The sequence below is a fragment of the Sunxiuqinia indica genome, assembly GCF_009847015.1.
In the GTDB taxonomy this organism is placed as follows: domain Bacteria; phylum Bacteroidota; class Bacteroidia; order Bacteroidales; family Prolixibacteraceae; genus Sunxiuqinia; species Sunxiuqinia indica.
This window is the reverse complement of record NZ_WVEM01000002.1, coordinates 237,294-262,872: the sequence shown is the minus strand read 5'-3', so window position 1 is coordinate 262,872 and position 25,579 is coordinate 237,294. Positions and strand designations below refer to the sequence as shown.

24 protein-coding genes are annotated in these 25,579 nt (G+C 40.6%); 21 read left to right on the top strand and 3 right to left on the bottom strand.

The features are described 5' to 3' along the window. The first annotated feature begins 63 nt into the window (after window positions 1–63). From GR929_RS04420 to GR929_RS04340, 17 genes are all read left to right on the top strand, one after another. Window positions 64–1,227 carry a site-specific integrase gene (locus tag GR929_RS04420; RefSeq protein ID WP_159517719.1) on the top strand — a complete coding sequence of 388 codons (1,164 nt, stop codon included), beginning with the start codon at window positions 64–66 and terminating at the stop codon, window positions 1,225–1,227. Window positions 1,228–1,292: 65 nt separating this feature from the next. Beyond that, entirely contained in the window at window positions 1,293–2,060 is a 768-nt protein-coding gene (locus tag GR929_RS04415) for a hypothetical protein (RefSeq protein ID WP_159517718.1), read from the top strand. A 132-nt stretch (window positions 2,061–2,192) separates the two neighbouring features. Next, window positions 2,193–2,504: a helix-turn-helix domain-containing protein gene (locus GR929_RS04410; RefSeq protein WP_159517717.1), complete on the top strand. Its 312-nt coding sequence runs from the start codon at window positions 2,193–2,195 to the stop codon at window positions 2,502–2,504. Then, on the top strand, window positions 2,476–2,685 hold the full coding sequence (locus GR929_RS04405) for a hypothetical protein (RefSeq protein WP_159517716.1): 210 nt from the start codon (window positions 2,476–2,478) through the stop codon (window positions 2,683–2,685). The genes GR929_RS04410 and GR929_RS04405 overlap by 29 nt, the downstream gene beginning before the upstream one ends. Window positions 2,686–2,698: 13 nt before the next feature. Continuing rightward, entirely contained in the window at window positions 2,699–2,953 is a 255-nt protein-coding gene (locus GR929_RS04400) for a hypothetical protein (protein WP_159517715.1), read from the top strand. Window positions 2,954–2,979: 26 nt separating this feature from the next. After that, window positions 2,980–3,612, top strand: coding sequence for a hypothetical protein (locus GR929_RS04395; RefSeq protein WP_159517714.1), 633 nt, complete (start codon window positions 2,980–2,982; stop codon window positions 3,610–3,612). 125 nt (window positions 3,613–3,737) lie between these two features. Next, window positions 3,738–7,793, top strand: a complete 4,056-nt coding sequence (locus GR929_RS04390; RefSeq protein WP_159517713.1) for a tape measure protein — start codon at window positions 3,738–3,740, stop codon at window positions 7,791–7,793. 100 nt (window positions 7,794–7,893) lie between these two features. Next, window positions 7,894–8,262: a hypothetical protein gene (locus GR929_RS04385; protein WP_159517712.1), complete on the top strand. Its 369-nt coding sequence runs from the start codon at window positions 7,894–7,896 to the stop codon at window positions 8,260–8,262. Window positions 8,263–8,315: 53 nt separating this feature from the next. Continuing rightward, window positions 8,316–8,606, top strand: a complete 291-nt coding sequence (locus GR929_RS04380) for a helix-turn-helix domain-containing protein (protein ID WP_159517711.1) — start codon at window positions 8,316–8,318, stop codon at window positions 8,604–8,606. A gap of 129 nt (window positions 8,607–8,735) precedes the next feature. Then, window positions 8,736–8,957: a hypothetical protein gene (locus GR929_RS04375; RefSeq protein ID WP_159517710.1), complete on the top strand. Its 222-nt coding sequence runs from the start codon at window positions 8,736–8,738 to the stop codon at window positions 8,955–8,957. 14 nt (window positions 8,958–8,971) lie between these two features. Then, complete coding sequence (locus GR929_RS04370; protein WP_159517709.1) at window positions 8,972–9,934, top strand: hypothetical protein; 963 nt, start codon at window positions 8,972–8,974, stop codon at window positions 9,932–9,934. A gap of 227 nt (window positions 9,935–10,161) precedes the next feature. Beyond that, the gene (locus tag GR929_RS04365; RefSeq protein WP_159517708.1) at window positions 10,162–10,461 is read left to right on the top strand and encodes a hypothetical protein; all 300 of its coding nucleotides are present in this window, start codon (window positions 10,162–10,164) and stop codon (window positions 10,459–10,461) included. Between the two features lie 9 nt (window positions 10,462–10,470). Beyond that, the gene (locus GR929_RS04360) at window positions 10,471–10,686 is read left to right on the top strand and encodes a hypothetical protein (protein ID WP_159517707.1); all 216 of its coding nucleotides are present in this window, start codon (window positions 10,471–10,473) and stop codon (window positions 10,684–10,686) included. Between the two features lie 379 nt (window positions 10,687–11,065). Beyond that, the gene (locus GR929_RS04355; protein ID WP_159517706.1) at window positions 11,066–11,395 is read left to right on the top strand and encodes a helix-turn-helix domain-containing protein; all 330 of its coding nucleotides are present in this window, start codon (window positions 11,066–11,068) and stop codon (window positions 11,393–11,395) included. Between the two features lie 27 nt (window positions 11,396–11,422). Continuing rightward, window positions 11,423–12,148: a hypothetical protein gene (locus tag GR929_RS04350; RefSeq protein ID WP_159517705.1), complete on the top strand. Its 726-nt coding sequence runs from the start codon at window positions 11,423–11,425 to the stop codon at window positions 12,146–12,148. A gap of 546 nt (window positions 12,149–12,694) precedes the next feature. Beyond that, window positions 12,695–13,114, top strand: a complete 420-nt coding sequence (locus tag GR929_RS04345) for a hypothetical protein (RefSeq protein ID WP_159517704.1) — start codon at window positions 12,695–12,697, stop codon at window positions 13,112–13,114. A 274-nt stretch (window positions 13,115–13,388) separates the two neighbouring features. Further along, window positions 13,389–15,353 carry a glycoside hydrolase family 97 protein gene (locus GR929_RS04340; protein WP_159517703.1) on the top strand — a complete coding sequence of 655 codons (1,965 nt, stop codon included), beginning with the start codon at window positions 13,389–13,391 and terminating at the stop codon, window positions 15,351–15,353. A 98-nt stretch (window positions 15,354–15,451) separates the two neighbouring features. Here the strand turns inward: GR929_RS04340 and GR929_RS04335 are convergent, their stop codons facing one another. Continuing rightward, window positions 15,452–17,641 carry a glutamine synthetase III family protein gene (locus tag GR929_RS04335; protein WP_159517702.1) on the bottom strand — a complete coding sequence of 730 codons (2,190 nt, stop codon included), beginning with the start codon at window positions 17,639–17,641 and terminating at the stop codon, window positions 15,452–15,454. 357 nt (window positions 17,642–17,998) lie between these two features. On the opposite strand from GR929_RS04335, the gene GR929_RS04330 reads away from it, so the two are divergent. From GR929_RS04330 to GR929_RS04320, 3 genes are read left to right on the top strand one after another with little or no spacing between them, the layout of a single operon-like run. Then, on the top strand, window positions 17,999–19,360 hold the full coding sequence (locus GR929_RS04330) for a glutamine synthetase family protein (RefSeq protein ID WP_201300903.1): 1,362 nt from the start codon (window positions 17,999–18,001) through the stop codon (window positions 19,358–19,360). A gap of 59 nt (window positions 19,361–19,419) precedes the next feature. Beyond that, window positions 19,420–20,463 (top strand): aminoglycoside phosphotransferase/kinase family protein, encoded by a 1,044-nt coding sequence (locus GR929_RS04325; protein ID WP_159517701.1) that lies wholly within the window; start codon window positions 19,420–19,422, stop codon window positions 20,461–20,463. A gap of 5 nt (window positions 20,464–20,468) precedes the next feature. Next, complete coding sequence (locus GR929_RS04320) at window positions 20,469–21,317, top strand: HAD-IIA family hydrolase (protein ID WP_159517700.1); 849 nt, start codon at window positions 20,469–20,471, stop codon at window positions 21,315–21,317. Window positions 21,318–21,348: 31 nt separating this feature from the next. Here GR929_RS04320 and GR929_RS04315 read toward each other — a convergent pair whose 3' ends face one another. Next, window positions 21,349–22,473, bottom strand: a complete 1,125-nt coding sequence (locus GR929_RS04315; RefSeq protein WP_159517699.1) for a pyridoxal phosphate-dependent aminotransferase — start codon at window positions 22,471–22,473, stop codon at window positions 21,349–21,351. A gap of 113 nt (window positions 22,474–22,586) precedes the next feature. Next, window positions 22,587–23,606, bottom strand: a complete 1,020-nt coding sequence (locus GR929_RS04310) for a glutamine synthetase beta-grasp domain-containing protein (protein ID WP_159517698.1) — start codon at window positions 23,604–23,606, stop codon at window positions 22,587–22,589. Between the two features lie 442 nt (window positions 23,607–24,048). Between GR929_RS04310 and GR929_RS04305 the strand changes: the two genes are divergently transcribed. After that, window positions 24,049–25,575 carry a TldD/PmbA family protein gene (locus tag GR929_RS04305; protein WP_201300902.1) on the top strand — a complete coding sequence of 509 codons (1,527 nt, stop codon included), beginning with the start codon at window positions 24,049–24,051 and terminating at the stop codon, window positions 25,573–25,575. The last annotated feature ends 4 nt before the right edge of the window (window positions 25,576–25,579 follow it).

Here is a 25,579-nt window from a genome sequence, read left to right as displayed (position 1 = left end):
CCGGTGCTTTTTTCATAATCAATTTTGTTCTAGCTTTGTAGCGACCTTTTAAATTTTAGAATCATGGAAAAAGTTTTGTACAGAACGGTTTTTAACCGTAAGAAAAAGCTTTTACCCAATGGGAAAGCTTTACTCCAAGTCGAGGCTTATTTGAATGGTAAAAAAAAGTACTTCTCGACAAAAATTTACATTAGCCCGGAGCAATGGGACAAACGACACCGGACTATTAAAGACCACCCCAACCAGATTAGGCTGAATAAAGAAATCCGGGATTTTGTTTCGAGGCTGGAAGATGCAGAAATGCAACAACGGCAAAAGGGGAAACAAGTTCCCCTCGCGTATTTGGGGGAATTTGTTAAAGGTTCTTTGACTAGTGTTTTTCTGGACTTCTGCCGACAGGAACTTAAAAACAGCAATCTAAAGCCGACAACACAAAGGGATCACGAAACCCTGTTCAACTATCTTAAAAAGTTCAGGGCGGGCGCACTGATTGAGGAAATAGATTACAAGTACTTGGTTGGCTTTGAACAATTTCTACGGGAAAAGAAACTGCACACAAACACAGTCGCCAAAAATTTAGGGATTGTTAAAAAGTACGTCAATCAGGCAATCAACAGAGATTTGATAGACCTGAACAAGAATCCTTTTAGAACATTCAAACTCAAAAAAGTAAAAACGGAGCGGCACTATTTGACCCCGGAGGAAATTGAGATTTTGGAAAAGTTGCGACTACCAAAGGAAATGGCAGCTTATCAACTGGCTCTGGACAAATACCTGTTTTCACTTTACACCGGATTACGGTTTAGCGACATTTCAGAGCTGAAACCACAAAGCCTAGTTTTGGAAGACGGGAAAGAATGGTTAGTACTAAGCACAAAGAAGACCGCTGAACCTGTTCGAATTCCCATTCATCTACTTTTTGAGGGGCGAGCGCTGGATATTTTTTACAACTATGTTGGTTCTGGAATTACTGTATTTCCATTTCAGCACAACCACTTGTTGAACGCAGACTTGAAAAAGGTAATTGAACACGCCGGGATTAAAAAGAAAATCACTTTTCACACTGCCAGGCACACAACCGCCACATTTTTACTTTACAAGGGGGTGAACATTACCACTGTACAAAAGTTGCTAGGCCACCGCCGGATTGAAACTACCCAGATTTACGGCAAAGTAATGGACATGACCCTTGTCAACGATTTGAAAAACGTTTCATATTCCCGCTAATCGACGTATATTTGAACGATCCGGGAAAATAAAAGAACTGATTTTCTGACCTTAAAAGTTTGACCATGGGCAAAATTACAGTAAAACACTATTTAAATAAAAACCTTAAACCTTACATCATTGACAATGAAAAGTATTACAGGATTTATTATCTGTTTAGATACCAAAACAGGAATACTAAGATTAAAAGTCTTTTAAACGAGGAATTGACAGAAAAAGAATATTTGAAGGTAATTTCTGATGCAAACAGCAGCATTAAAAAGAGGATAGATAATGAAATTAGGTTTGTTGAAAATATTGTAAAATCAATAGAAAGAGCGAGCCTACAGTTTGATATCAAAACGTTTAATGACTTTTTAAGTTTGGCGTCTTATCCGATCATTGAAAAATTTCAAAAATTTATCAAATGGAAGTATGAAAGTAAATATCTTGGTGACCCAAGCATTTATGAACAGTCAAATTTAGATGAGTTCGAAAAAGTTTTAATTGAATTGAAAAAGTTTGTAGACGTATCTGAACATTCAATAACTAATGAATTGTTTTTTGGTCAGCTAGGCGATACAGTTGTAAAAGAATCACTTAAAAAGAAATTAGGTGAAAAGTGCAAAATTGAGATATTTGAAATAAAAAGAAACAATAAATCAGACTTGAAGATTGGAGACGTAGTAAAAATAGAATATGAGTTAGTTGAGTATGATACTACAGATTTTTTGATCGACAATTTAATTAAAAATGGTGGTTTTGGAATGGAATATGATCGCTATCTGAGTGGAAATATAGGGGATTTGAAAGCTTATATGAATAATTTAATTAGCTCAATTTTAGAGAATTAAAAATATCAAAATAAATTATTTTTAAAAAACCGTGCATAAATATATCTACTGCACGGTTTTTTTATTATATTTGACCGTGCATAGAATTAAAATATGCGCGATTGAAATAAGATAACTTTTAATTTATTTGATATGCTAGAGAATGTTCGAGACTTAAAAGCTATTCGCAAACAATTACCACACGGGGCAATTGTTCAGATTGCAGAGCGGGCAGGCGTGCTTGCACCAACGGTAAGCCGTGCATTAATGGGCGACACACGAAGCCCCAAACTCCCGGAGATAATAAAGGCCACTGCCGAAGTATTAAAAGAGTTCAAGCACAAAGAGCGCGAAGCCTTTGACGAATTGAATCAGGTATTGAACGAAGAAACTCAGGACGAATTAACCGCCCGGCTTAACCATCAACAAGAAAAATATGGCGAAGGATCAAGCCCACTACTCTAGTACCGGACTGTGTAACAAATACGCAATCATGTATCAATACGGCTTTTCAATTCGAATTGGTATTGTCTTGGCTTCAAATGTTGATATGGCAAAATATAAGCTTTGGCTAATCCTGCAAGAAAATAAGCCCTATTTAAGATTTGGTACTGCCCGGATATGGGATGTTTTTTACATGAACTAAACAAGAACCTACTATGAAATTATACTGGGATTCAATACCCCGACCTTTTAATCTTTCAGATAAAGACAGGTTAACCCATGAACGGAAAGAAAAAATAAAAGGCCTTTACAAAGAGCTATTCTTGAAAATGGCATCAATTCAAATGCCAAGTTTAAGCCCGGAGCAAATAGAGGAAAAGCTAAAATCATACTTAGAGAAAAATTCTTGGAATTTTGGCGAAGCAAGAGATTCATTGCTAAAGGATGTGGACGAAATGATCAAATCTTAATAAACTACTTATCAATCAATTAAATCATGGAAAAACTAAAGATTAACGAAGACAAAAACGCTATCCAAGCAGATTTGGAGCACGCGGAGCAAACAAGAGAAAGTTTACAAAAACTATACTCGATTCTTGATGAAGGAGGCCACAACCCAACCTACCAACATGTTGAAGATATTACAAGAAAAGTACTTGGCAGCCATTACCGGGACGAATTTGACGAGTATCAAAAAGCAGAGGAGTTTCTGAAAAACTTACTCGTAGCAAACAGCAAGGATAGTGCGAAAGTCTTAGGATTCAACTTGAATAAAGACAAGCTAAAAGACATGATCGAGGTTAATCCAGAGGAATTAGAACGCATTGCTGAGGCATTTACAATGATAGAAAGACATGCGATCCGTTTTATGGAATTGATTGACCTGAATAAGGAAACCAATAAAGTTGAACTATCAAAAGAAGCACCAAAGATCATTGCTGACTGGCATACAGTTTACGCAGAAGGAGAAAAGCAGCTTGAAGTGGCAAAAACCATGATTGATCTTTGCGAACGACTAAACAACTATCAATTGGTATGTTCATCGGCTGGGGCTTACGGCGATGTACGCGGTCTAATATTCAGAAATAGAAGATGGGAAATAGAACCCAATTTCATAAAACGTTTTTAAGGTTTTGAATTGAGAAGTAATAGGCAGAGGAAATAACATCCGTTGATTATGGGGTTTATCACAAAAACGGGGTTGACTGCCTCCCCCGTTATTTTTAAAAATCTTCATTCATAAACATTACCAAAATGTCAAACACAATACCAGTAGATATAGAATTTGTCCTGAAAAACATGAATTTTCAGGAAGAGGCCGGAAAGATGAAAAAAGGTATTCAGGGTGTTACCACTACCGCCCAGCAGGAAGCCGATAAGATTCAGGGCATCTATAAACAAATGGCTGCGGGCATTGGTGTGTACTTTTCAGCCCGTTTTTTAAAAGACTTTATTACCTCCATTGCACAGGTTCGGGGCGAGTTCCAACAATTGGAGGTTTCACTTCAAACGATTTTGCGGGACAAATCTGCAGCCGACAGGCTTATGCAGCAAGTTGTTAACTATGCCGCTACAACTCCTTTTGAATTGCAAGATGTAGCGAAGGGAACAAAGCAGCTTTTAGCTTATGGGTTTGCAGCTGGCGACGTAATCAACACCTTTAAAACACTAGGCGATGTGTCTGCCGGGCTTTCCGTGCCCATTGGCGATCTTATTTATTTGTATGGAACTCTAAATACACAAGGTCGCGCCTACACCCGAGACATTCTTCAGTTTACAAGCCGTGGTATTCCTATTATAGAAGAATTAGCAAGCCAGTTCGGAGTTGCCAAGTCTGAAATACAGGGAATGGTTGAAGCGGGGAAGGTTGGGTTTAAAGACGTTGAAACGGCGTTTAAATCGATGACAGGAGAAGGAGGAAAATTCGAGGGGCTTGTTGATGCAATTAGTGAAAAGATACCAACCCTTGCGGCAAACTACCAAGATGCGGTTACCCGCGCATTGAATGGCATTGGCAAAAACAACGAAGAAACCATTGCGGCAGCCATCAGCGGGGCTACAACTCTTGTGAATCATTACGAGGAAATCCTTGATGTTCTAAAGGTGCTGGTAACCACTTACGGCGCTTACAAAGCCGCAACTATTGCGGTTGCAGTGGCCGAAAATTTCAGAGCCACGTCAACGGTAACCCAAATGGTGAGCAATGGTATTAAAATGGTACAGGTAACCAGGCAGCTCACAGCAGCGCAGTGGCTTGCCGCTAAATCCTCAGCTGCACTAAAGGCCTCAATGCTTGCAAACCCTTATATTTTAGCCGCAACCGCTATCGCCGGGCTTGTTACCCTGCTTACCGTGTTTGGAAAAGAAACCAAAAAGGTAGAGGATTATGTTTCGGAACTGAACAACAGTATTGACCAGATTGGCAAGCAGGAGGAAGTAGATCAGCTGATCAAGCAATATGAAACACTGAGCGGCAAGGCTAACCGAACAGCCGATGAACAAAAAACATTAAACAGCACCATTCAGGAGCTTGGAACTATTTTCCCGGATGCGATAGGGAAAACCGACGAGTATGGTAAAGCGGTCGACCTGGTCGCCGAAAAGCTTCGTGATTTAAATAAAGAGTTCCGCGACAATCTAATTATAACAACGACCGCCGAAATAGAAGATAATGAGCGCAAAATAAGAATATTACAAGAGCAACAAAAAACACTACTCGGCGAAGCCAATGCAGGTCAAACAACAAAAAGAACCTTTGTAACTACGAAGGGAGGTTCTCCGGGCTATATTGAAAATGAAGTTATCGGATTGAGCCCCGAAGAAATCAAAAAGAAACGAAACGAAGTAAAAAAGCTTGATGTTAGCATAAAAGATCTACAGGGGACAGTGCAGAAAGGTCGCACAAAATTAATAGCGTTGAATGCCGCCGATGCAGACGAAATTCTAAGCCCTTATAAAAATCTATTTCAACAGGCCAGCGACTACAGCCGCGAACAAGCCTTGCAGGTTAAAGCCGATTTGGTGGACTTGCTGGATGCCGGGCTTGGCATTAATGCCGACCAGCGCATTAAAGATCAGATACAGGCGATTGACACACAGCTCGGACTACCTACTGTTAAAAAACAAATAGCCGAAACTACAACCGCATTGGCAGAAGCGCAGGCCAAGTTGGTTGAGCTACGTGCCGACAGCTCGCAGGCCACATCCACGGAAATTGAAGATCAGGAAAAGCTCATTAAAGCTCTGACCGATAGGCTGGCTACGCTTACCGGGGTGAAGCAAAAGGAAGCCGATAAGCAAATCAAGGCAGAGGAGCAACGCTTAAAAGCCATGAAAGCACTAGCCAAGGAAGATCTTGAATTGACGCAAAATGTAGAAGCTTCGAAGGTAGCTTACATGAAAGAAGGGGCTGAAAAGAGGAAACGAGAAGCTGAGGTTGCCTATCAGGCAGAACTAACCAAGATTCAGAGACAAGAACAGGACTACCTCGGCAAGCTGAACGAGTCAAAAGGTTTAAAGCTCACTGACAAGGATTATATAACCGAGTTGCCGCAGGACGTGCAGGAGCAGTTTGACAAGCTTCGCCTGAATGCAGAGAAAGAAAAGAATACAGAGATAGAAAAAATAAGTAGAGATACAGCTAGGGAGGTAGAGAAAATATGGGAGCAAGCAACTGAGGCATTTATAAGTCAAAACGAGCGCGATGTTCGATCAATTAATAACAAGTACGATGAACTTATCAAAAAAGCAAAAGAACTTGGTAAAGTCGAATCCGTGCCTTTTCTGGAAAAACAAAGAGGTAAGGAAATTGATCAGGCCAATGCAAATGAAGCGATTAAAAAAATAGACCTCGAAGAGGAGATAGAAACCAAAAAGCTAGAAATCGGGCAGAGAGGTTATCGCAATGAGCAGCGATTGTTTATACAGAAGCTTGAATTATTAAAAAAATACGCGGCAGCTCGCATAAAAGTACTGTCGGCACTCGGAGGGAAAGAAAATAAAGATGAAATAAGCAGACTAAGCGCGGCAATAAGTGTGGCAGACAAAAGTATTTCTGATATAAACAATAAATTAAAGGGAGATACATTAACTACAGTCATCGAGATATCAGATGCCGTTGAAAATCTAACTCATAAATACGCCGAGCAGCTCGGGTTGTCAAAAGATCAGGTAAAGCTTTTGGATGATATTTTTAAGCTATCCAATGGTGTCGCAGACATTGCAAGCGGCAACATTGTTCAGGGAGCTGCTAAGATAATAGAATCAGCCTTAAGCCTATTTGTACAAGCTCCTGAAAAGTTAAGCGATCATTTCAAGGCAATACAGGAACAAATCGACGACATGCTTTCCTCTATTGACATTGCCACCCAGTCGCTTTCTAATATGGGTAGCAGTGCGGTGTCTCAATCGTTGTTTTCCATCCAACGCCGCATGTCCGATTTAGCCGATGAAGCCAAACGGCTAAACGATGAACTTGGTGGAGCGTCATACAGTCGCCGACGTTCTCCCAGCTATGTTAGTTTTTACGGCGATTTGGTGAACGAGGCAACCTCGCTTACCGATGAAATACAAGCCTTAAGCGAACGACTGATTGGCGGGAATGTATCAAACGACCAGCGTGAAGCGATTGAAGCTGTTTTATCGAGCTACAATGCGTTAATGGCTCAAATAGATACCATAACACAAGAGGTAACCGGAACAACCGTGCAGAACTTGGCTGACTCGCTGGCCGACGTTTTTCTGTCAGGCGAAGATGCGGCTGTTGCCTGGGGCGAAAAGGTTGATGAGGTGATTAAAAATGTAATAGTGAAGCAGCTCACTGCCGACCTGCTCACCTTGCCAATACAAGACGCTGTTAAACAACTCATAAAAGATAGTACTGACGGCGAAAGAACAGGAAGAGGAGGTTCGTCTGAAGAAATAAATATTGGATTAACACCTGAAGAGGCTGCTAATTTCAGAGAGTCAGTTCAAGAGATTTACGACTCTGCGCAGCCCGCCTTTCAGGCAATGATTGATTCTTTTTCAGAATATGGTTTCGATTTTGGAAGTGCTACAAATAGCAAGGGATTAACCGGGGCAATAAAAGGTATTACCGAAGAAACCGCCGGACTGATTGCCGGGCACTTAACGGGCTTGCGGTTTGATGTACGAGCCATTGTGGCGCAAATAGCCGCCGGACAGGAGGACACCGTGCAGCGCATTAGCTACCTCAAGCAGATTGCTGATAATACCAAGTACAATAAACACTTAGTGGAAATAAAAGACGAAATGATAGGAATGCATAAAACACTAAAAGACGGACTATAAAAAACCGCCTCTATCCGGGCAGGGGCTTGACCTTAAGCCCCTTGTTTGGCAGAGGTACAACAAGCAAAATAATTCATAAACCTTAAAAATTTTAGAACTCATGGTACAAGTAAAAAACGAAATGAAAGTTGAAAGAATTGATTTAGGTCTTGATAACTCTTGGTTGCCACAAATCGAGGCGGCTATTGTTGATTTAATCCAAAACTATGACTACGAAAATTTGGGGCACGGTGCAAAAAGCATAATGTACTGGGCTGGTAATTTGCTCAAACTGATAAAAGACGACCCAGAGAGCAAGGAAAAAACACTATTTCTTGAAGTTGACCCGCATGGTTCTGGAATCAAATCTCATGAGAATTTAGTGGAAATAAGAGAGGCACTTTTTGACCTCCTAAAAAACAGTGGCAGACTCGAAAGAGATACAAAATTCTTAGCGGTTGAATTGATTGAGAGATTGATTAAATATTGACCCCATCCCCTGAATTTAAACATCATTTAAATAACGTTTAAACACCTGAAAGTATGGAATCCCAACAAATAGCAGTGATTACAGTTTCTCTTGACGAGTGGAACGAACACAAGGCGATGTTAAAGGACATTCGAGAGAAAGTCAACGTTTTGTCAGATCAGGAACAAAAAGAGTTATTAACCCCGAAGGAAGTCTGCGAACGTCTAAAAATTGGGTTTGCGACTTTTAACAGGTATGTAAACGATGGGCTTATTGAAGTGATTAAAATAAGCCAAAAAAAAGGGGCTAATCGCTATGTGAAACGTTCGCATCTGGACGAGCTTCTTAAAAATGGAGTGGTATAAAATCAGGAAAGCCCCATTGCTGGGGCTTTCCTTTGACCTTAAAAATTCAAGAACTCATGGTACAAGTTCTAAAAATCTTCGGGTGTAAAAGTACCGAAAGTTTTCCATTTAACCGAAAAGTAGAACAATATGACACAAAAAATATTCTTTGGCGATGCGGAAATAAAAAACACGGTTACCCATGAAAAGGCAATAGTAAACCGGATTGTATTCAAGGAACACAACAACCTACAAGACCGCTATTTAAGAAACAGAGTTCTAAGAAGAATTAACCCGAAAGATCGGGACAAATACAAAATCGTAAAGCTTTGTTTCGGCAACGCCAAATATTTAGGAGATACGAATTACTAACATGAATTTTGGGAATGATCGATCTAATAAAAATGAGTAAAACCGGGCTTACAGATAACGATATTTTTAGCATTGCAGATGGTAACAACCTGCAAACCAACAGTAAGGCCGGAGTATTCTTTTTTGACAATCAGAATCAAAAGTTTATTCAAGGCTTTTATTTACGAATTGAAACAAGCAATGCTAAGAGGCTGAAACTAGAATGCAGCCTGCATAAATTTTTCAACTATATCCGAACGGGAAAACAAGCAAATTTCGACCTGTTCAGTATCACCAATGCAAGGCAGAGCCTCGAACTATTGAAAGAAAAGACCGGAATAGAGCCGGAAAACCTCAATGTGAACTATTACGAAATAGGGCTTAATCTCTACATGGGGAAGGACTGCCGCACCTACATTGACCAAATGCAGACAATTGGAGTTCTGGACAACAAGCGGCGGTTTTTCGTTAATCCGAGATACAAAGGCGAGCGGGTGAAAACGACCGTTTTTCACAGGCATATTAAAAAAGTATACAAGGTTTACGACAAGGTGCACGAAATGAAAGACAAACAGCGAGACGATATCCCGGAGGCCACCCCAAACATATTGAGGATTGAAACCACCCAACGCAGGGTTGAGAAGTTGACAGTCGCTGACCTAATGAACCCCAAGACGATAAAAAAATTGACAGACCAATTTCTAAAGGATTGGCGAACGGTTCAATTTGACCCGGTAATTGAGGCCAAAAAAGGCACGCATCAGAGAAAAATAAGTCTGTGTCAAAAAATAATTTTATACGGAAAAGAGGAAGTCTTGAAAATGGCAAAAGAAGACTTTGCAGCAGGTAAACTGACAGAAAAGCGATTTAGAAACATGCGCGAATTTATTGGGAATGAGTGGGATATATTTAAAAATACTATACAAGTAGAGAAAGCCCCGGAGGAAATGGAGTTCAGAGAAAAGATAAACGAAGCTATAAAAATAGTAAGGGATTGATTATCTGCTCTTTAAGCAAGACAAAAAGGGCATGTTTTTCTCAAAACACAAACATCTGAATATCAGTTCATTAGTAATTTATTGATATAAAATGATAAACAGTGATAAAATTAAAGTCGCTTTTTGGGAGACCTATTAACGCTCCCTGACATTTGGGATACTTGTTCTATACATCCCGGAGGGAAGGCCGAGCGAAGCGAGGCCACAGAGACGACAAAAATAAAACAATGACAGAGATTCAACTAACATTTGACTTCGAGAAAAAGAAAAGGGAAAACATTGAATACCCCTGGTCTTTTATATTTCCTGAGTGGGTGCCGGAAATTGGTGGACTGGCACAAATAGGGAAAACATTTATCGATGGATATGGATTCAGTTACATGGACACTATGCGTATAATCAAAATAGAAAATCAAAAAGTAGTATGCGTTTATGAACACTGGAAAGACCCGAATTTCTGGAAGAATAGGAAAAAGTGTATCTGTTCAATTTATGATTTGTGGCCAATCTGTGGAGTTCATTTTTAATAACTCAATATGAAACAGAAATCAGTATATCTATTGAAAAGAATTGTTAAAGTTCAAGAAATAACGATCCGGGAAAAGCAACGTGGGGTAAGTCAAAAGTGGATTTATGAAAATTTGATCCGGGATCAGTTCTATATTAGTTTGCCAACATACAACAATTATCTGGCTCGAAATGCAAAAAGAGAGCTTCGGGAGCTGGAAAATGATACTAAGGGTAAAAGTTGAAACTTTTTGAAACTGCAATTTATCAATAACAAGATAGCACTGAAGATGAAAAACAAGAGCAGGGGGAAAGTGGGTTTTTGCATTGAAATTGATCTTTTTAAACCTAGAGTTTCAAAAAATACCCTTAAACACGGATTTTCAAGGAGCTAAGGGTATTTGAAGATTAAAAAAAACCAAGAACATGAAGAAACCAACGAGAAATACTTTAATAATGAAGACCCAGAGGCTCTATAAGGTTATATTTCTTCTTCGGGGGTCATGGTTTAAAATAGTTTCAAAAAATACCCTTTTAACACCGGGGAAAATACCCTTGAAAAGTTTCATTTTGATTTAATCCAAGTTCAATATTTTACACTACAACTTCAAACATACCCTTAAAATGAAAAAAGCAGTTAACCCAAAACCCAAAAAAAAGGCTTCAACCCGAAACAAATACACTCTTGAACATCATGAGAAAGCCCGGAAATATTACCTAATGGGGCTGAGTTTATCCGAAATAAGCATTTTAATGCAGTGCCCTGTAAGAACTCTAGAGAAGTGGCAAAAGGCTGACGAATGGACGAAAATAAATCACGGCGAAGCTAACAAGGTAAAAGCTTTGGAGCTACACGAGGCGGGAAAAAGTTACAATGACATTGCCGACATGCTTAAGATAAGCCGCGCAACTGTTTGGAGATACTTAAAAGAGGCCAGAGAAAGCATTGAATAAGGAATAAAAACAATCAAAACAATAATCATGGATCGGAACCTAAGAACATCAACAATCAACCAACTAAAGCAAGCAGGCTTTAGAATGGTGAAAAATCGCCAGAACTTGTACATAACTGAAAAAGGAACGGTTTACAGCCTCACCGCCGGAAAAACGCTGAAAAATGACACTAAGAATAGAGTTTTGATAGATGGAAAGCGGCTAAACGTCCCCAAGCTCATTTTAGAGGCGTTTAAGGGCGAACCGTACAACCGCAGACAAATACAATACATTGACGGTAACAACAAGAATTTAACCCTCGACAACCTAAAATACAAGCGGATTTTAGCCCCGGATGTTTCAAACAATGTGAACAATGCCGACTTAATGACCGCAATCAGATGCTATTTTGAAGTTCCTAAGCGTTTTAAGATAAAGGATATATTTAAAACAAAGTTCTATTTGCAGGGGATCATTATAGCAAGGGGGTTTTATGTACTACACCAAAAAGCCAAACATATTGCACTATTCAAAGGCTACATTGAGGAAACTACATGCAGCAAGGCAAAGGCCGCCAAAAATTACGGGATTGGAACCAGAGACGGGCAGGAAATAATAAACGGATTCTTAAACATCCTGATTGAAGATGTACTGGCAGATTTGAAAAACGGGGTTTTAACCTTGCAAGGCTACAAACCAACACCAAAAACCAACACTCAACGAATTAAAGAATTTAAAGCAGACCGGGACAAATTGAAACACGAAAATAATTAGTTTTAGTTCATCGTAAACTAACAAAGGCATGTGATATTCAACATGTTAGGTGATCGGGTAGAAAATGAGTATCAAAAACGGATAGAAAGCGCGCTTTTTAAGATCAGATTTAGATAATTTAAACATACAGGAGCCGGCACTATATTAGCGAAAAATCAACAGGTCGAAATTTCTGACCTACTTTTTTAACGGCAGTATCATCTGTTGTTTCTTAAAAAAATAGTTTTATAACTTTACATTGAAGTTGAACGCTTTCGGGCTAATTCTGGGTCAACACCTCGCGGGCGATGGGGACAAAGGAGGCTGGATCACCAGCGAAAGCGTTTTATTAACCCGTACTAGAGCCGATTTAATCGGCTCTTTTTATTTGTCACTGACTGACAGTCAGTTACATTTAATCATCTAAAGTAATTATTCGTCTCTTTTTGTTTTCGCTATTCCTTTACACCAGATACCAGTGAGGCGATCCGCTGCAAGGTGCATCCCGGATCAGGCTATCCCGCAGGATCAGACACAATCAATTTACACAATGCAGCCTTTACATGGTTGAGCATTCCACCAGATAACAGTGAGGCGATCCGCTGCAAGGCGCATCCCGGATCAGGCTATCCCGCAGGATCAGGCACAATCAATTTACACAATGCAGCCGTTGCCTCGTCGAGCATTTCACCAGATAACAGTGAGGCGATCCGCTGCAAGGCGCATCCCGGATCAGGCTATCCCGCAGGATCAGGCACAATCAATTTACACAATGCAGCCGTTGCCTCGTCGAGCATTTCACCAGATACCAGTGAGGCGATCCGCTGCAAGGTGCATCCCGGATCAGGCTATCCCGCAGGATCAGACACAATCAATTTACACAATGCAGCCTTTGCCTGGTCGAGCATTTCACCAGATAACAGTGAGGCGATCCGCTACAGTACGGCAATAAATTGCAACAAATCGGGAGGGGTGAAAAAAAATTAAAAAATCTACCTGTTTTCTACCGAGAGTTATTTTTATCATGTATCTATCACTTTTTCAGCCCAATACAAGATTTTAAAAACGTTATGGAAAAACGAAAAACGAAAAGATAAAGTATTTCCCAACTGCAATTTTTGATATATTTACAGAATAACTTAAACAAAACAGAGAAGCGGGTATTCCTAATTTTTCAGATCATGTAGTCTGTTTCTGATAAAACACGCAAGCAAGTAAATTTCATTCTACTACTTCAATAAACCTAACAAAATTCAAATCTATGTTGATCAAAAAGTACACTTCATCGTTACTACTTTTCGTACTTTTTTCGTTGCTTACCATCAATTTAGCGGCAAAAGATTACTCCGTTAGCTCGCCAAACGGAAAAATTTTAACCACCGTAAATACGGACGACGGAATTCATTGGTCGGCGAGTGTTAACGGGCAGCCAATTTTCGAGAATAGCAAAATGAGTCTCACAATTGATGGAGAGGTTTTGGGTAAATCAGCTAAAGTCAGAAAAACGAAAAAAAGTTCTACTTCTGAGCACGTTGAAGTCATTGTCCCGGTTAAATCAACAACAATAAAAGACGAATACAACCAACTGAGCATTCATTTTAAAAATGATTTTTCAGTGGTATTTCGTGTTTTTGATAACGGAATTGCCTATCGATTTGAAACTTCAAAAAAGGGCGACGTTATTGTCAATAACGAAACGGTCGATTTAAACTTTTCTGAGAACTATCCACTTTTATTTCCCGAAGAACAATCGCTGCTTTCGCACTACGAGCGACTATACATCGATGAAAAACTATCCGCTCTGGATGCCGGTCAATTTTGCTCACTTCCAACCTTAGTAAAAGCAACCAACAATATCAAAATTGGGATAACCGAAGCCGACCTGTTCGATTATCCGGGCTTATTTCTTGAGGCAACTGGCAGTGCAAGCTTGAAAAGCAAATTTCCGAACGTAATTCTCGAATCAAAACCTAAAGGAGATCGTAACATTGAGATTATTAAACAAGCTGACTATATCGCCGAAACCGACGGCTCCAGAACTTTTCCCTGGCGAGTATTCATGATTAGTGAGGAAGACAAACACCTGGTTGAAAACCAACTCGTGTATTTACTTTCAAGAGACTGCAAAATCGAGAACACGTCCTGGATCAAACCGGGATTGGTCGCCTGGGATTGGTGGAATGACAACAATATTTACGGTGTTGATTTTAAATCAGGACTCGATAACCAAACCTATAAGTATTACATTGATTTTGCCTCTGAATACGGAATTCCTTACATCATTTTAGATGAAGGCTGGTCGAAAGCGACAACCAACGTGTTGGAACCAAATCCGAACATCGATATTGATAAACTGGTTCAATATGGTAAAGAGAAAAATGTCGAGCTTATTTTATGGTCGCTTTGGGGGCCTTTGGATAAACACATGGACAACATTCTGGATCAGTTTGCTAAGTGGGGTGTAAAAGGGCTCAAGGTTGATTTTATGGCTCAGGCGGGTCAGGAAATGGTCAACTTTTACGAGCGTACAGCCCAAGCCTGTGCCGACCGGGAACTACTTGTGGATTTCCATGGGGCATACAAACCCGCGGGTTTGCGCAGGGCATATCCGAATGTAATCAATTACGAAGGTGTAAAAGGGCTGGAAAATTGCAAATGGTCTGATGTAATTACACCAGAGCATAATGTAACCCTACCTTTTACGCGAATGCTGGCCGGGCCAATGGACTACACTCCGGGTGCCATGCGCAATGCTCACCATAAAGATTTTAAAATCAGTCACAGCAACCCGATGAGTATTGGAACAAGATGCCACCAACTAGCGATGTATGTTGTGTATGATGCTCCCCTTCAAATGCTTTCAGATAATCCATCGAATTATTACAGGGAAGAAGAGACTATTCGTTTTTTAAGTAAAATGAAAACCGTTTGGGACGACACTAAAATACTGGACGCCAAAGTTGGCGACTACATTGTTACCGCCCGAAAAAGTGGCAATGACTGGTATATTGGCGCCATGACAGATGCAGACTCCCGAACACTCGAAATTGATTTGTCATTTTTGGATGAAGGAGACTACGAACTCGAAATCATGCAGGATGGCATCAATGCAGATAAAGCGGCAATTGACTATACTTATATCACGAAAACGGCTAACAAAAACACCAAAATTACACTTCCGATGGCATCAGGAGGGGGCTGGGCAGCAATTTGTAAAAAGAAATAGATCCGACTTTTTCAGAGATTCGCATCATAAACATTCGATAAAAAATAGAAGGCCGCTCCAATTGGAGCGGCCTTCTATTTTCAATCACCGATCATACATTATCTTACAAATAGTAGTTCTCTATATTTTGGCAGGGGCCAAAGTTCATTATCAACAGTCAGTTCTAACTTATCAATATGATAGCGAATATCATCCAGGTAAGGATAAACCGTTTTTTCGTATACTCTTGATTTTTCAATTGAGTCTTCTATTACATTGGCGACTTTGCGGGCTTCAACCATCTTTTTCACCTTCGCCTTAATGGCTGAAATATGGCCGCTGATTTCCTTAATCAATTCCTTACGGGCAAAAGCCAGCTCCTCAAATTCCTTCTCAGAAAAAACTTCCTTCAGGTTTTTAACATTTTCTAATAAAGTAGTCTGATATTGAATAGCCGTAGGAACGATATGGTTAATTGCCAAATCGCCCAAGACACGTGCTTCAATTTGCACCTTCATGATGTATTTCTCATACTCTACAGCAGTTCGTCCAACCAACTCCTTTTCCGATAACACTTCTTGTACCGCAAAAAGCTTTTTTGTCTTCTCCGACAGATATCCCTGTAAGGCATCAGGCACACTGTTGATGTTGGTCAGGCCACGCTTTTCAGCCTCAACAATCCAATCATCACTATATCCGTCACCATCAAATCGAATCGGTTTGCAATCAATAATCAGCTTTTTCAATATCTGGAAAATAGCTTCGTCTTTTTTCACTCCGGTATCAATCAGGCTATCAACTTCTTTCCTGAATTGTGACAACTGAGCAGCAACAGCCGTGTTTAAGGCAATAAGTGCAGGGGCACAATTGGCCGATGACCCGACAGCGCGGAACTCAAAACGGTTACCGGTAAACGCAAATGGCGATGTTCGATTACGATCGGTACTATCCAGAATAATCTCCGGAATCCGACCAATATTCAATTTCAAAGCTGTTTTTTCGTCCGGTGTCATTTTACGGTCAACCACTGCCTCTTCCATCATATCGAGCATTTTACTGACTTCGGTTCCCAAAAAGACAGACAAGATTGAAGGCGGAGCTTCATTGGCTCCCAAGCGATGAGCGTTTGAAGCAGTTAGAATACAAGCTCTCATTAAGTCTTGATTATCATACACCGCTTTCATGGCATTCACCACAAACGTTAGAAACTGCAAATTTGATTTTGGGTTTTTACCCGGTGAATAGAGGTTAACGCCTGTGTTCGTGGATAATGACCAGTTGTTGTGCTTGCCTGATCCATTAATTCCGGCAAATGGCTTTTCATGAAAAAGCACCCTAAAATGATGACGACGAGCAATCTTTTTCATAATGTCCATTAGCAATTGGTTATGATCGTTCCCCAGGTTGGCCTCTTCGTATATAGGAGCAACTTCAAATTGATTTGGAGCAACCTCATTGTGACGGGTTTTCAACGGAATTCCTAGTTTATAAGCTTCATTTTCCAAATCCTCCATGTAGCGATAAACACGAGTTGGAATAGAGCTGAAGTAATGATCATCCAGCTGTTGATCTTTTGATGATGAATGCCCCATCAAAGTCCGCCCCGTCAAAACCAGATCCGGGCGAGCCATAAACAGTGCTTCGTCAATCAGAAAATACTCTTGCTCCCACCCCAGATTGGCATTTACTTTTGTTACATTTTTATCGAAAAACTGGCAAACAGCGGTTGCCGCTTTATCCACAGCTTGCAGTGACCGCAACAACGGAGTTTTGTAATCCAATGCTTCGCCGGTGTATGAAATAAATACCGTTGGAATACACAGTGTTCCATCAACAATAAACGCCGGAGATGAAGCATCCCAAGCGGTATAGCCACGTGCTTCAAAGGTTTGGCGGATACCACCACTCGGAAATGAAGAAGCATCGGGCTCCTGCTGCGAAAGTAATTTCCCGCTGAATGCCTCCACAACACCACCATCTTCGCCATGAACGATAAATGCATCATGCTTTTCGGCTGTTCCATCGGTCAACGGATGAAACCAGTGCGTATAGTGTGTAGCACCATTTTCGGTAGCCCAGGCTTTCATTCCCTGCGCCACCTGATCGGCCATTTTTCGATCTATGGCCCTCGAATTATCGACGGCATCACAAACGGCTTTATAGGCCTCTTTGGAAAGGTATTTTTTCATTTTAGGACGGTCAAAAACCTTAATCCCAAAATAGTCGGAGGTTAGATTATGCTCCCGCTCAATTACAACCGGTTCTCTTTCCATAACCACCTGTAAAGCTTTAAATCTAAAGTCTGCCATTATCTTAATCAATTAAATTTATAAAACATTGAAATTTCTTCAGCCAAATACAGACCTCAAAAATAATGAATTTTGAAGCTAACTTTTTATTTTTCATCAATGTTTATCCTGTTTCTCGGCAGGTTCATTCAAAATAATCAGTCATTTTAGAACTAAATGGGGTAAAAAACAAGGGGTGAAGTGATATAATTTCACTGACAAGTACAAATAGCATCATTTTATTATGATGTAAATTTTGAAGCGAAAAATCAGCGAGTTGTGTTTTAAGTTGTTAATTTTTCGAATACCTTGTGTAAACTCAAGCAATATCATTATTTTGGTATTTGTTGACCATTAAAAAAAGAGCAAAGCAAAGACATGATAAATAAGAAGGACCTGATAAAAACAATAAAAGAAAGCGCTCAATCGAAAATTAAATTCGCTGTAGTTGACATTGATGGCATATTGAGGGGCAAAACGATTCACAAAGATAAGTTTCTGGAAGTAGTTGATGGCGACATTGGTTTTTGTGATGTAATTTTTGGATGGGATGCCAATGACAAATGCTACGACAATGTAAAAGTTACGGGCTGGCATACAGCCTATCCGGATGCCCGTGCCCGAATTGACCTTTCGACCTACCGCAATATTCCGTGGGACAACGAACGTCCGTTCTTTCTGGCTGACTTCAGTTCTGAACAGGGCAAAGATCTGCCTGCTTGTCCGCGTAGTTTACTGAAACGAATCAGGCAACGTGCAACCGAGAAGGGCTTCGAAGCAGTATTCTCACAAGAATTTGAGTGGTTCAATTTTATTGGAACATCGAACGAACTAGCCGAGAAAAATTATTCTGATTTGAAACCAATTTCGCCGGGAATGTTTGGCTACTCCATGCTTCGGCCAACACAATACCAAACCTATTTCAATGACCTGTTCGATTTGCTGGAAAAGTTTCAGGTAAGCCTCGAAGGCTTGCATACCGAAACCGGCCCCGGTGTTTATGAAGCAGCAATTCGTTACGATGAAATTCTGCAAGCTGCTGACAAAGCAGCACTTTTCAAAAACAGTGTAAAAGAAATTGCCTATCGACATGGAATAATTGCCAGTTTTATGGCTAAATGGAATGAGAATCTTCCCGGCTGCAGCGGACACATTCATCAAAGTTTGTGGGATATCGGTCAAAAAAGAAACCTCTTTTTCTCGGGCGACAAACAATCACCAATGAGCAAGCTAATGGAAAGCTACCTGGCCGGACAGCTTTATTGCTTACCTCACATTTTACCTATGTACGCGCCCACAATTAACAGTTACAAACGGCTGCGCGAAGGCGCTTGGGCTCCGGTTACTGCAAGTTGGGGACTCGATAATCGCACAACAGCGGTTCGGGTTATCAACGGACAGGAGAAATCGGCCCGACTGGAAATGCGCGTCCCCGGCTCCGACTCCAATCCATATCTGGCAATGGCTGCTGCCTTGGCATCTGGTTTATATGGAATCGAAAATGAGTTAGAACTAACGATTCCAAAAACAACCGGCAACGAATATGCCCAAAAAGACCACGAACGACTACCGCTCAACCTGCTGGATGCCACCCGAAAGATGAAAGATTCGGAGATTCCCAACACCCTGTTTGGAGAAGACTTTGTCAACCATTTTGCAGCTACACGCGAATGGGAATGGCGCGAATTCGCCAAAGCAGTAACCGACTGGGAAACAAAAAGGTATTTTGAAATTATCTGAAATACCAATTTCTGATTACTTTTGGGAACTACAGACGACAGCTAAAAAGAAGAAGAACTATGCAAACGCTTGATTATTTTCAGATAATCCGACAAGCTTGGGAAGAATTTGACGAACGACATGAAATTAAAGGAATTTTTGATGTCAGTGCCCATGTTTCAACCAACCATGTTTACAAAATATCCTTTTACGACCGGCAACCGGTTTTTGCAAAATTATCGGATTACGGTAATTTTGAACACTTTAAGGAAGATCATATCATTATAAACAATCTGGCCAACAACCTGGAAGCACCCTACGACAACTTCCTCGCCAAATCGCTGGTTAAACGAAACGATCTGTTCATCTTTCGCTACTACGATCAAAAACGCAACGCCTGGGTTGTTTTTTATAACCCAATCAGGATGAAGCACAAAATGCCTCGCAGACTTGAGGACAAGCACATCCGAAAGCTTGGCCGCGAACTAGCTCGCTTCCATAAAGCTTGCTCAAACGTAAGCAATCAGCTCCCGAAAGCGTCGAAAACAGTGGCAACCGACATCCATCGGCTAATGAAAAATCTGGACTCCGGTAAATTTTGCGCAACAGCGCCTCAACGCGATCTTTTAAAGAGCCAATGCGAAAAATTTGTCGTTTATGCCGACAAGGCGAACTACTCCACTGAAATTGAAACAATTCCGGTATTTGTAGACTGGAACATTGGTAATTTTTCGGTAACTCGGGATGGGAAGCTCTATTCCAGATGGGATTATGACTGGTTTCGGGAGTCGTCACGTGTCATGGATTTTTACTTTTTTAGCCGAGTGGTTTCCGATGTAGGCGACCGAACGGTTTTCAGCTATATGATCGACCCGTTAATGGAAGATCGATTCATCATGTTTCTAAAAGAATATCACCGGATCTTTCCGCTGACAGAACCAGAAGTACGATTAATAAAAGAGGCCTATCGCTTTTTCATTTTAAACTACGTGGTAAAGGATGGAACACACTTCTTTTTACCATCATATGCCCGTAAGTTGCAAAAAGAAGCCTATAATTTATACATTCCGGCCATTGACACAAATTACGATGTCGATAAAATATTGAGAGCATTAAAAATATAAACAGTATGAAGACGCAAGATTTCAGAAGTGTAGTAACCAACTACAAAGCGGTTTTTTTTGATGCTTTCGGGGTATTAAAAAATCACAAAGGAATTATTCCAGGTGTTGAAAATACGTTCGATTTTCTGGATGAAAAGGGAATTGACTATTACGTATTAACCAATGATGCGTCCCGAAGTCCGGAACAGCTGGCACGGATGTATCAAAACAATGGAATCCCCGCGATTACAACCGACAAGGTTATTTCTTCGGGCATGCTGGCACACGACTGGTTGAAACTCAAAATAAAATCAGGCCGCGTTGCCTACCTGGGTACCGAGCAGTCGGCTCACTACATTGAGTCGGCCGGATTGAAAACAATGCCCATCAGCAAGCTCGACCTAAACGATGTTGATGACATTACCTGCCTTGCATTTCTTGATGATGAAGGTTTCGATTGGAACAACGACATTAACAAAGTAATCAATCTGCTTCGGAAAAAAAACATGTCGGTGATTGTTGCTAATACAGATATTAACTACCCGGTCAACCGGGTTGACATTGCTATTGCCATTGGCGGAATTTCAGATATGGTTGAAGAAATTCTGGATCGACATTTTATCCGTTTTGGAAAACCCGATGCCCAGATGTTTATGTTTGCATACGAAAAAGCGTGCTTAAAACAAGCTCTTAATCGCGACGATATTCTGATGGTAGGCGATACGCTTTTTACCGACATCATTGGTGGCAACAAGTTTGGGATGGATACTGTGCTTGTCCTTTCGGGAAATACCTTAGCGGAAAGTGCCAAATCTAAAATTCGCTCAACAGGAATTATTCCAACTTATGTATGCGATTCGGTGGCTAGCTTTTAACAAGCTGAAAAAAGAATTACCCGAATATTGGTTACGCAGAATGTGTTTTTGCCATGCTTTGTAATGCATCAATCAAAAACCGATCGTTCTCTTTTCCTTGCGAGGAAACGCGAATGTGGTATTGATCCAGCCCAATTTTGTTACTACAATCGCGCACGTAAAGGCCATAGTTTTCAAGTAGCTGCATTTGCAAATCAACCGCTTTCATTCCAAATTCAATTTTAACAAGAATGAAATTGCTTCCGGTTGGATAAACCTTGAAGCCGGGAATCTCGACCAGTTTTCGATATAAATCTTTTACATCATCAATAACCCGAATACGCGAATTATGGTATTCCTGATTCGTCCTTTGAAGTTGCAACAAGAAATACTCTGCAATGGAATTGATATTCCAAACGGGCAACGCTTCCTTAATTTCGGTCTGAAACATCTTGTTTGAAGTAGCGCAATACCCCAGCCTCAAACCGGGCACACCACAATGCTTGCTCATGCTCCGAACAACAATTAAGTTGTTGTAATCTGCTAATTCTCCAAGCAAAGTCGGTACCTGTTCGTTAGCAAAATCGATAAACGACTCATCAAGCAAAATCATCTTCAAATGCGTCATCTTCTTCAAAAACCTCTTCATCTCATCAACTCGCATCAATTGCCCTGTTGGATTGCCGGGGTTGATAATTAACGCTGACTCAATTTGATTCTGATCGATCCAACTGGCATATTCCTCCAAATTTAACTGATAGTCTTTTTCGGGGTTAAGGTGAAATAATTTAGCTGCATCCGAACTTTTCAATTTTTCAATGTACTCACTAAAAGTGGGAATCGGAATCGCGATTTGATCAATCAAATATCTTTCAATAATGGTAATCAGCTCAGTAGCGCCATTGCCTAAGATCAGATATTGCGAATTAATTCCTAACACGTCGGCCAGCATTTCCCTCGCCAAACGTGGATTGCTGGATGGGTAAGCTTTAATAATGCTGACTAATTTCGACTGCAGCTGCTCCATCATTTCATCGGTTGGATAATAAGGATTGGCGATGAAACAATAGTCGATAACCTGATCAAGCATTTTCTCTCCAACAATATCGACCAATGCCGGCGAATGAGACGTTTCTTCAAATAGGGCTTTATTGATTTTTATTTTTGCTGTGCGCATAATTCAAAAGTTAGGTGGCAAAAATAGCGAAACTCCAGATTCAACAGAAGTATCGGATACAAAAAAAGCTGCTCCCAAAGGAACAGCTTTCAATATCTTGTGTAATGTTTTAATTACAATTTCTCAACTGCTTTATGTGTAACTTTGATGATTACAGCGGCAATCTTGTATGGGTCACCATTTGATGATGGACGACGATCTTCTAAACGACCTTTCCAGCCATCTTCAACAGTTCCAATAGGAATACGGATAGAAGAACCGCGGTCAGAAACTCCATAAGAGAAATCAGTGATAGCAGCTGTTTCATGAAGACCAGTTAAACGTTGGTCGTTATAGGCTCCGTAAACACTAATACATTCGTCAATATGGTTTCCAAATTCTTCGCAAATTGCTACAAAAACTTTTTTGTCAGCACAAGTTCTCATTAAACCATTAGAGAAGTTTGCGTGCATACCTGAACCATTCCAGTCCAACTCTTTTCCAAGTGGTTTTGGATGCCATTCAACAACAACACCATATTTCTCACCGAGTTTTTCCAGGAAATAACGTGATACCCAAATTTGGTCACCAGCATCGTGAGCTCCTTTTGCAAAGATTTGGTATTCCCACTGTCCTGCAGCTACCTCGGCATTGATACCTTCAACGTTCAGACCAGCTTCTAAACAAACATCGAAATGCTCTTCAACCAATTCACGTCCAAATGAGTGTTGTGCACCTACACCACAATAGTAAGGTCCTTGTGGAGCTGGGTAACCATCAGCTGGAAATCCCAGAGGTTTGTTTGTTTGAGGATCCATCAAGAAATACTCTTGTTCAAAACCAAACCAGAAATCTTCATCTTCGTCTTCGATGTGAGCACGTCCGTTAGAAGCGTGTGGAGTCCCATCTGCATTTAATACTTCCGTCATTACAACGTAAGCATTTTTACGAGTTGGATCAGGATAAATTGCAACTGGTTTCAATAGACAGTCAGAATCTCCTCCTTCAGCTTGTCGAGTTGAAGATCCATCAAATGACCATACCGGGCAATCTTCCAATTTTCCGCTAAAATCTTTTGCAATTCTTGTCTTTGCCCTTAAAGTTTGTGTTGGCGTGTATCCGTCCAACCAGATGTACTCTAATTTTGTCTTCATCGTGTTACAAATTATAAGTTAATGATATATTTTTTCGATAATTTGACGTCAAAAATAGAACCAACTGACAAAATTATAAATAAAAGTACAGCAAATTGTAAAAAGTTAATACAAAATTCATATAAGAATATATTTTTGTCCACCACCCTATTCAAAACGAGCCCGAAAGATAAAAAAGATCTCTTTTTTTTCACAGCCATATTTGTAAAAACGAATAGAAATTTCAAATTAATAGTATTTCCCTATCAAGAACCCCTATTTTCATCGGGCACCCGATCTATTCGAAGGCTCCAGCAGTTGCAGAATTTCAAATATGATTTTAGTTCAAAAACGATAAGCTATTTTTATGTTTTATTCGTAATTTTAAATACTCAATGCAGACTTATTTTGATCTAATTTCATCTATTAAAAAGACAACTTACAACTTTATAAATTTTTCACAATGAAAAACATCGACCGAAGAGAATTTTTAAAATCATCGGGTATGGCTGTAGCAGGAAGCATGATCCTACCCACTTTTATCCAGTCGTGCCAGAGTGCTTCAGCCTCTGCCGAAGTTCAGGCTTACCTTGATCATTTTGGCGTCGACATAACGCTACTTCAAAAAGTCATTACCAAATCGCTCAGCAAGGGTGGCGATTATGCCGATCTGTTTTTTGAACACAAACTAAGTAACAGCCTATCGCTGGAAGACGGCAAGGTTAACCGGGCGCATTCGAATGTAGATTTTGGAGTTGGTATCCGTGTTTTAAAAGGAGACCAAACCGGCTTTGCCTATTCGGAAACCGTGACGCCCGAAGCATTGATAAAAGCAGCGAACACGGCAGCCAATATTGCAACGGGCAATGTAAAGGTATCGCCGCAAGAAATAAAAGAAGCTATTCCTTCAAACTACTATAAAATTGATCGATCGTGGGAAGAGACAACGGTAGAGGAGAAAATCCCGTTCATCCAAAATTTGAACGATCAGGTATTTGCTAAAGACACACGCGTATCAAAAGTGAATGCCTACCTGAGCGACCAATCCGCCTACGTCCTTTTTTATAGCTCCGAAGGGATTCTCACCTACGATTACCGCCCGATGGTAAGTTTAGGAGCATTTTGCGTAATGGAAAAAGATGGTAAAATTGAGAATGCTTATTCATCTCGTTCGTTCCGAAAAGGCTTTGAGTTTTTAAATGATGAACTTGTGAGCTTGCTGGCCACCGAGGTTGTCGACCGGACATCGCTCCTATTTGAAGCCACCAAACCAAAAGCCGGCGAAATGCCTGTTGTCATGGGAGCGGGAGGTTCTGGGATCTTGCTGCACGAAGCCATTGGCCATACTTTTGAAGCCGATTTCAACAGAAAAGGAACATCTATTTTTGCAGACAAAATGGGCAAAAAGGTAGCCGAAAATTTTGTCAACATTGTAGATGATGGAACACTACCTGAAAACCGGGGATCGTTGAATACCGATGACGAAGGAAATGCAACCGAAAAAACCTATCTGGTTAAAGACGGAGTTCTTAACAGCTACCTGCACGACCGAATTAGCTCGAAACATTACCAGGTAAACCCAACCGGAAATGGAAGGAGAGAATCTTTCCGTCATATGCCCCTACCGCGCATGCGAGCAACTTATATGGAAGTTGGACCTCACTCAAAAGATGACATCATCACCAATGTGAAACAAGGCATTTATGTGGATAATTTCAGCAATGGCGAAGTTAAGATCGGAGCCGGCGATTTCACCTTCTTTGTTAAAGCAGGCTACCTGATCGAAAATGGGAAACTAACGCGTCCGATTAAAGATATCAACATTATTGGTAACGGACCGCAAGCATTAGCCGATATTACGATGTGTGCCACCGACTACAAAATCGACAACGGCACCTGGACCTGTGGAAAATCCGGCCAATCGGTTCCGGTAACCTGCGGATTGCCTACCGTTTTGGTGAAAAAACTCACCGTGGGAGGTGTTAGCTAAATCA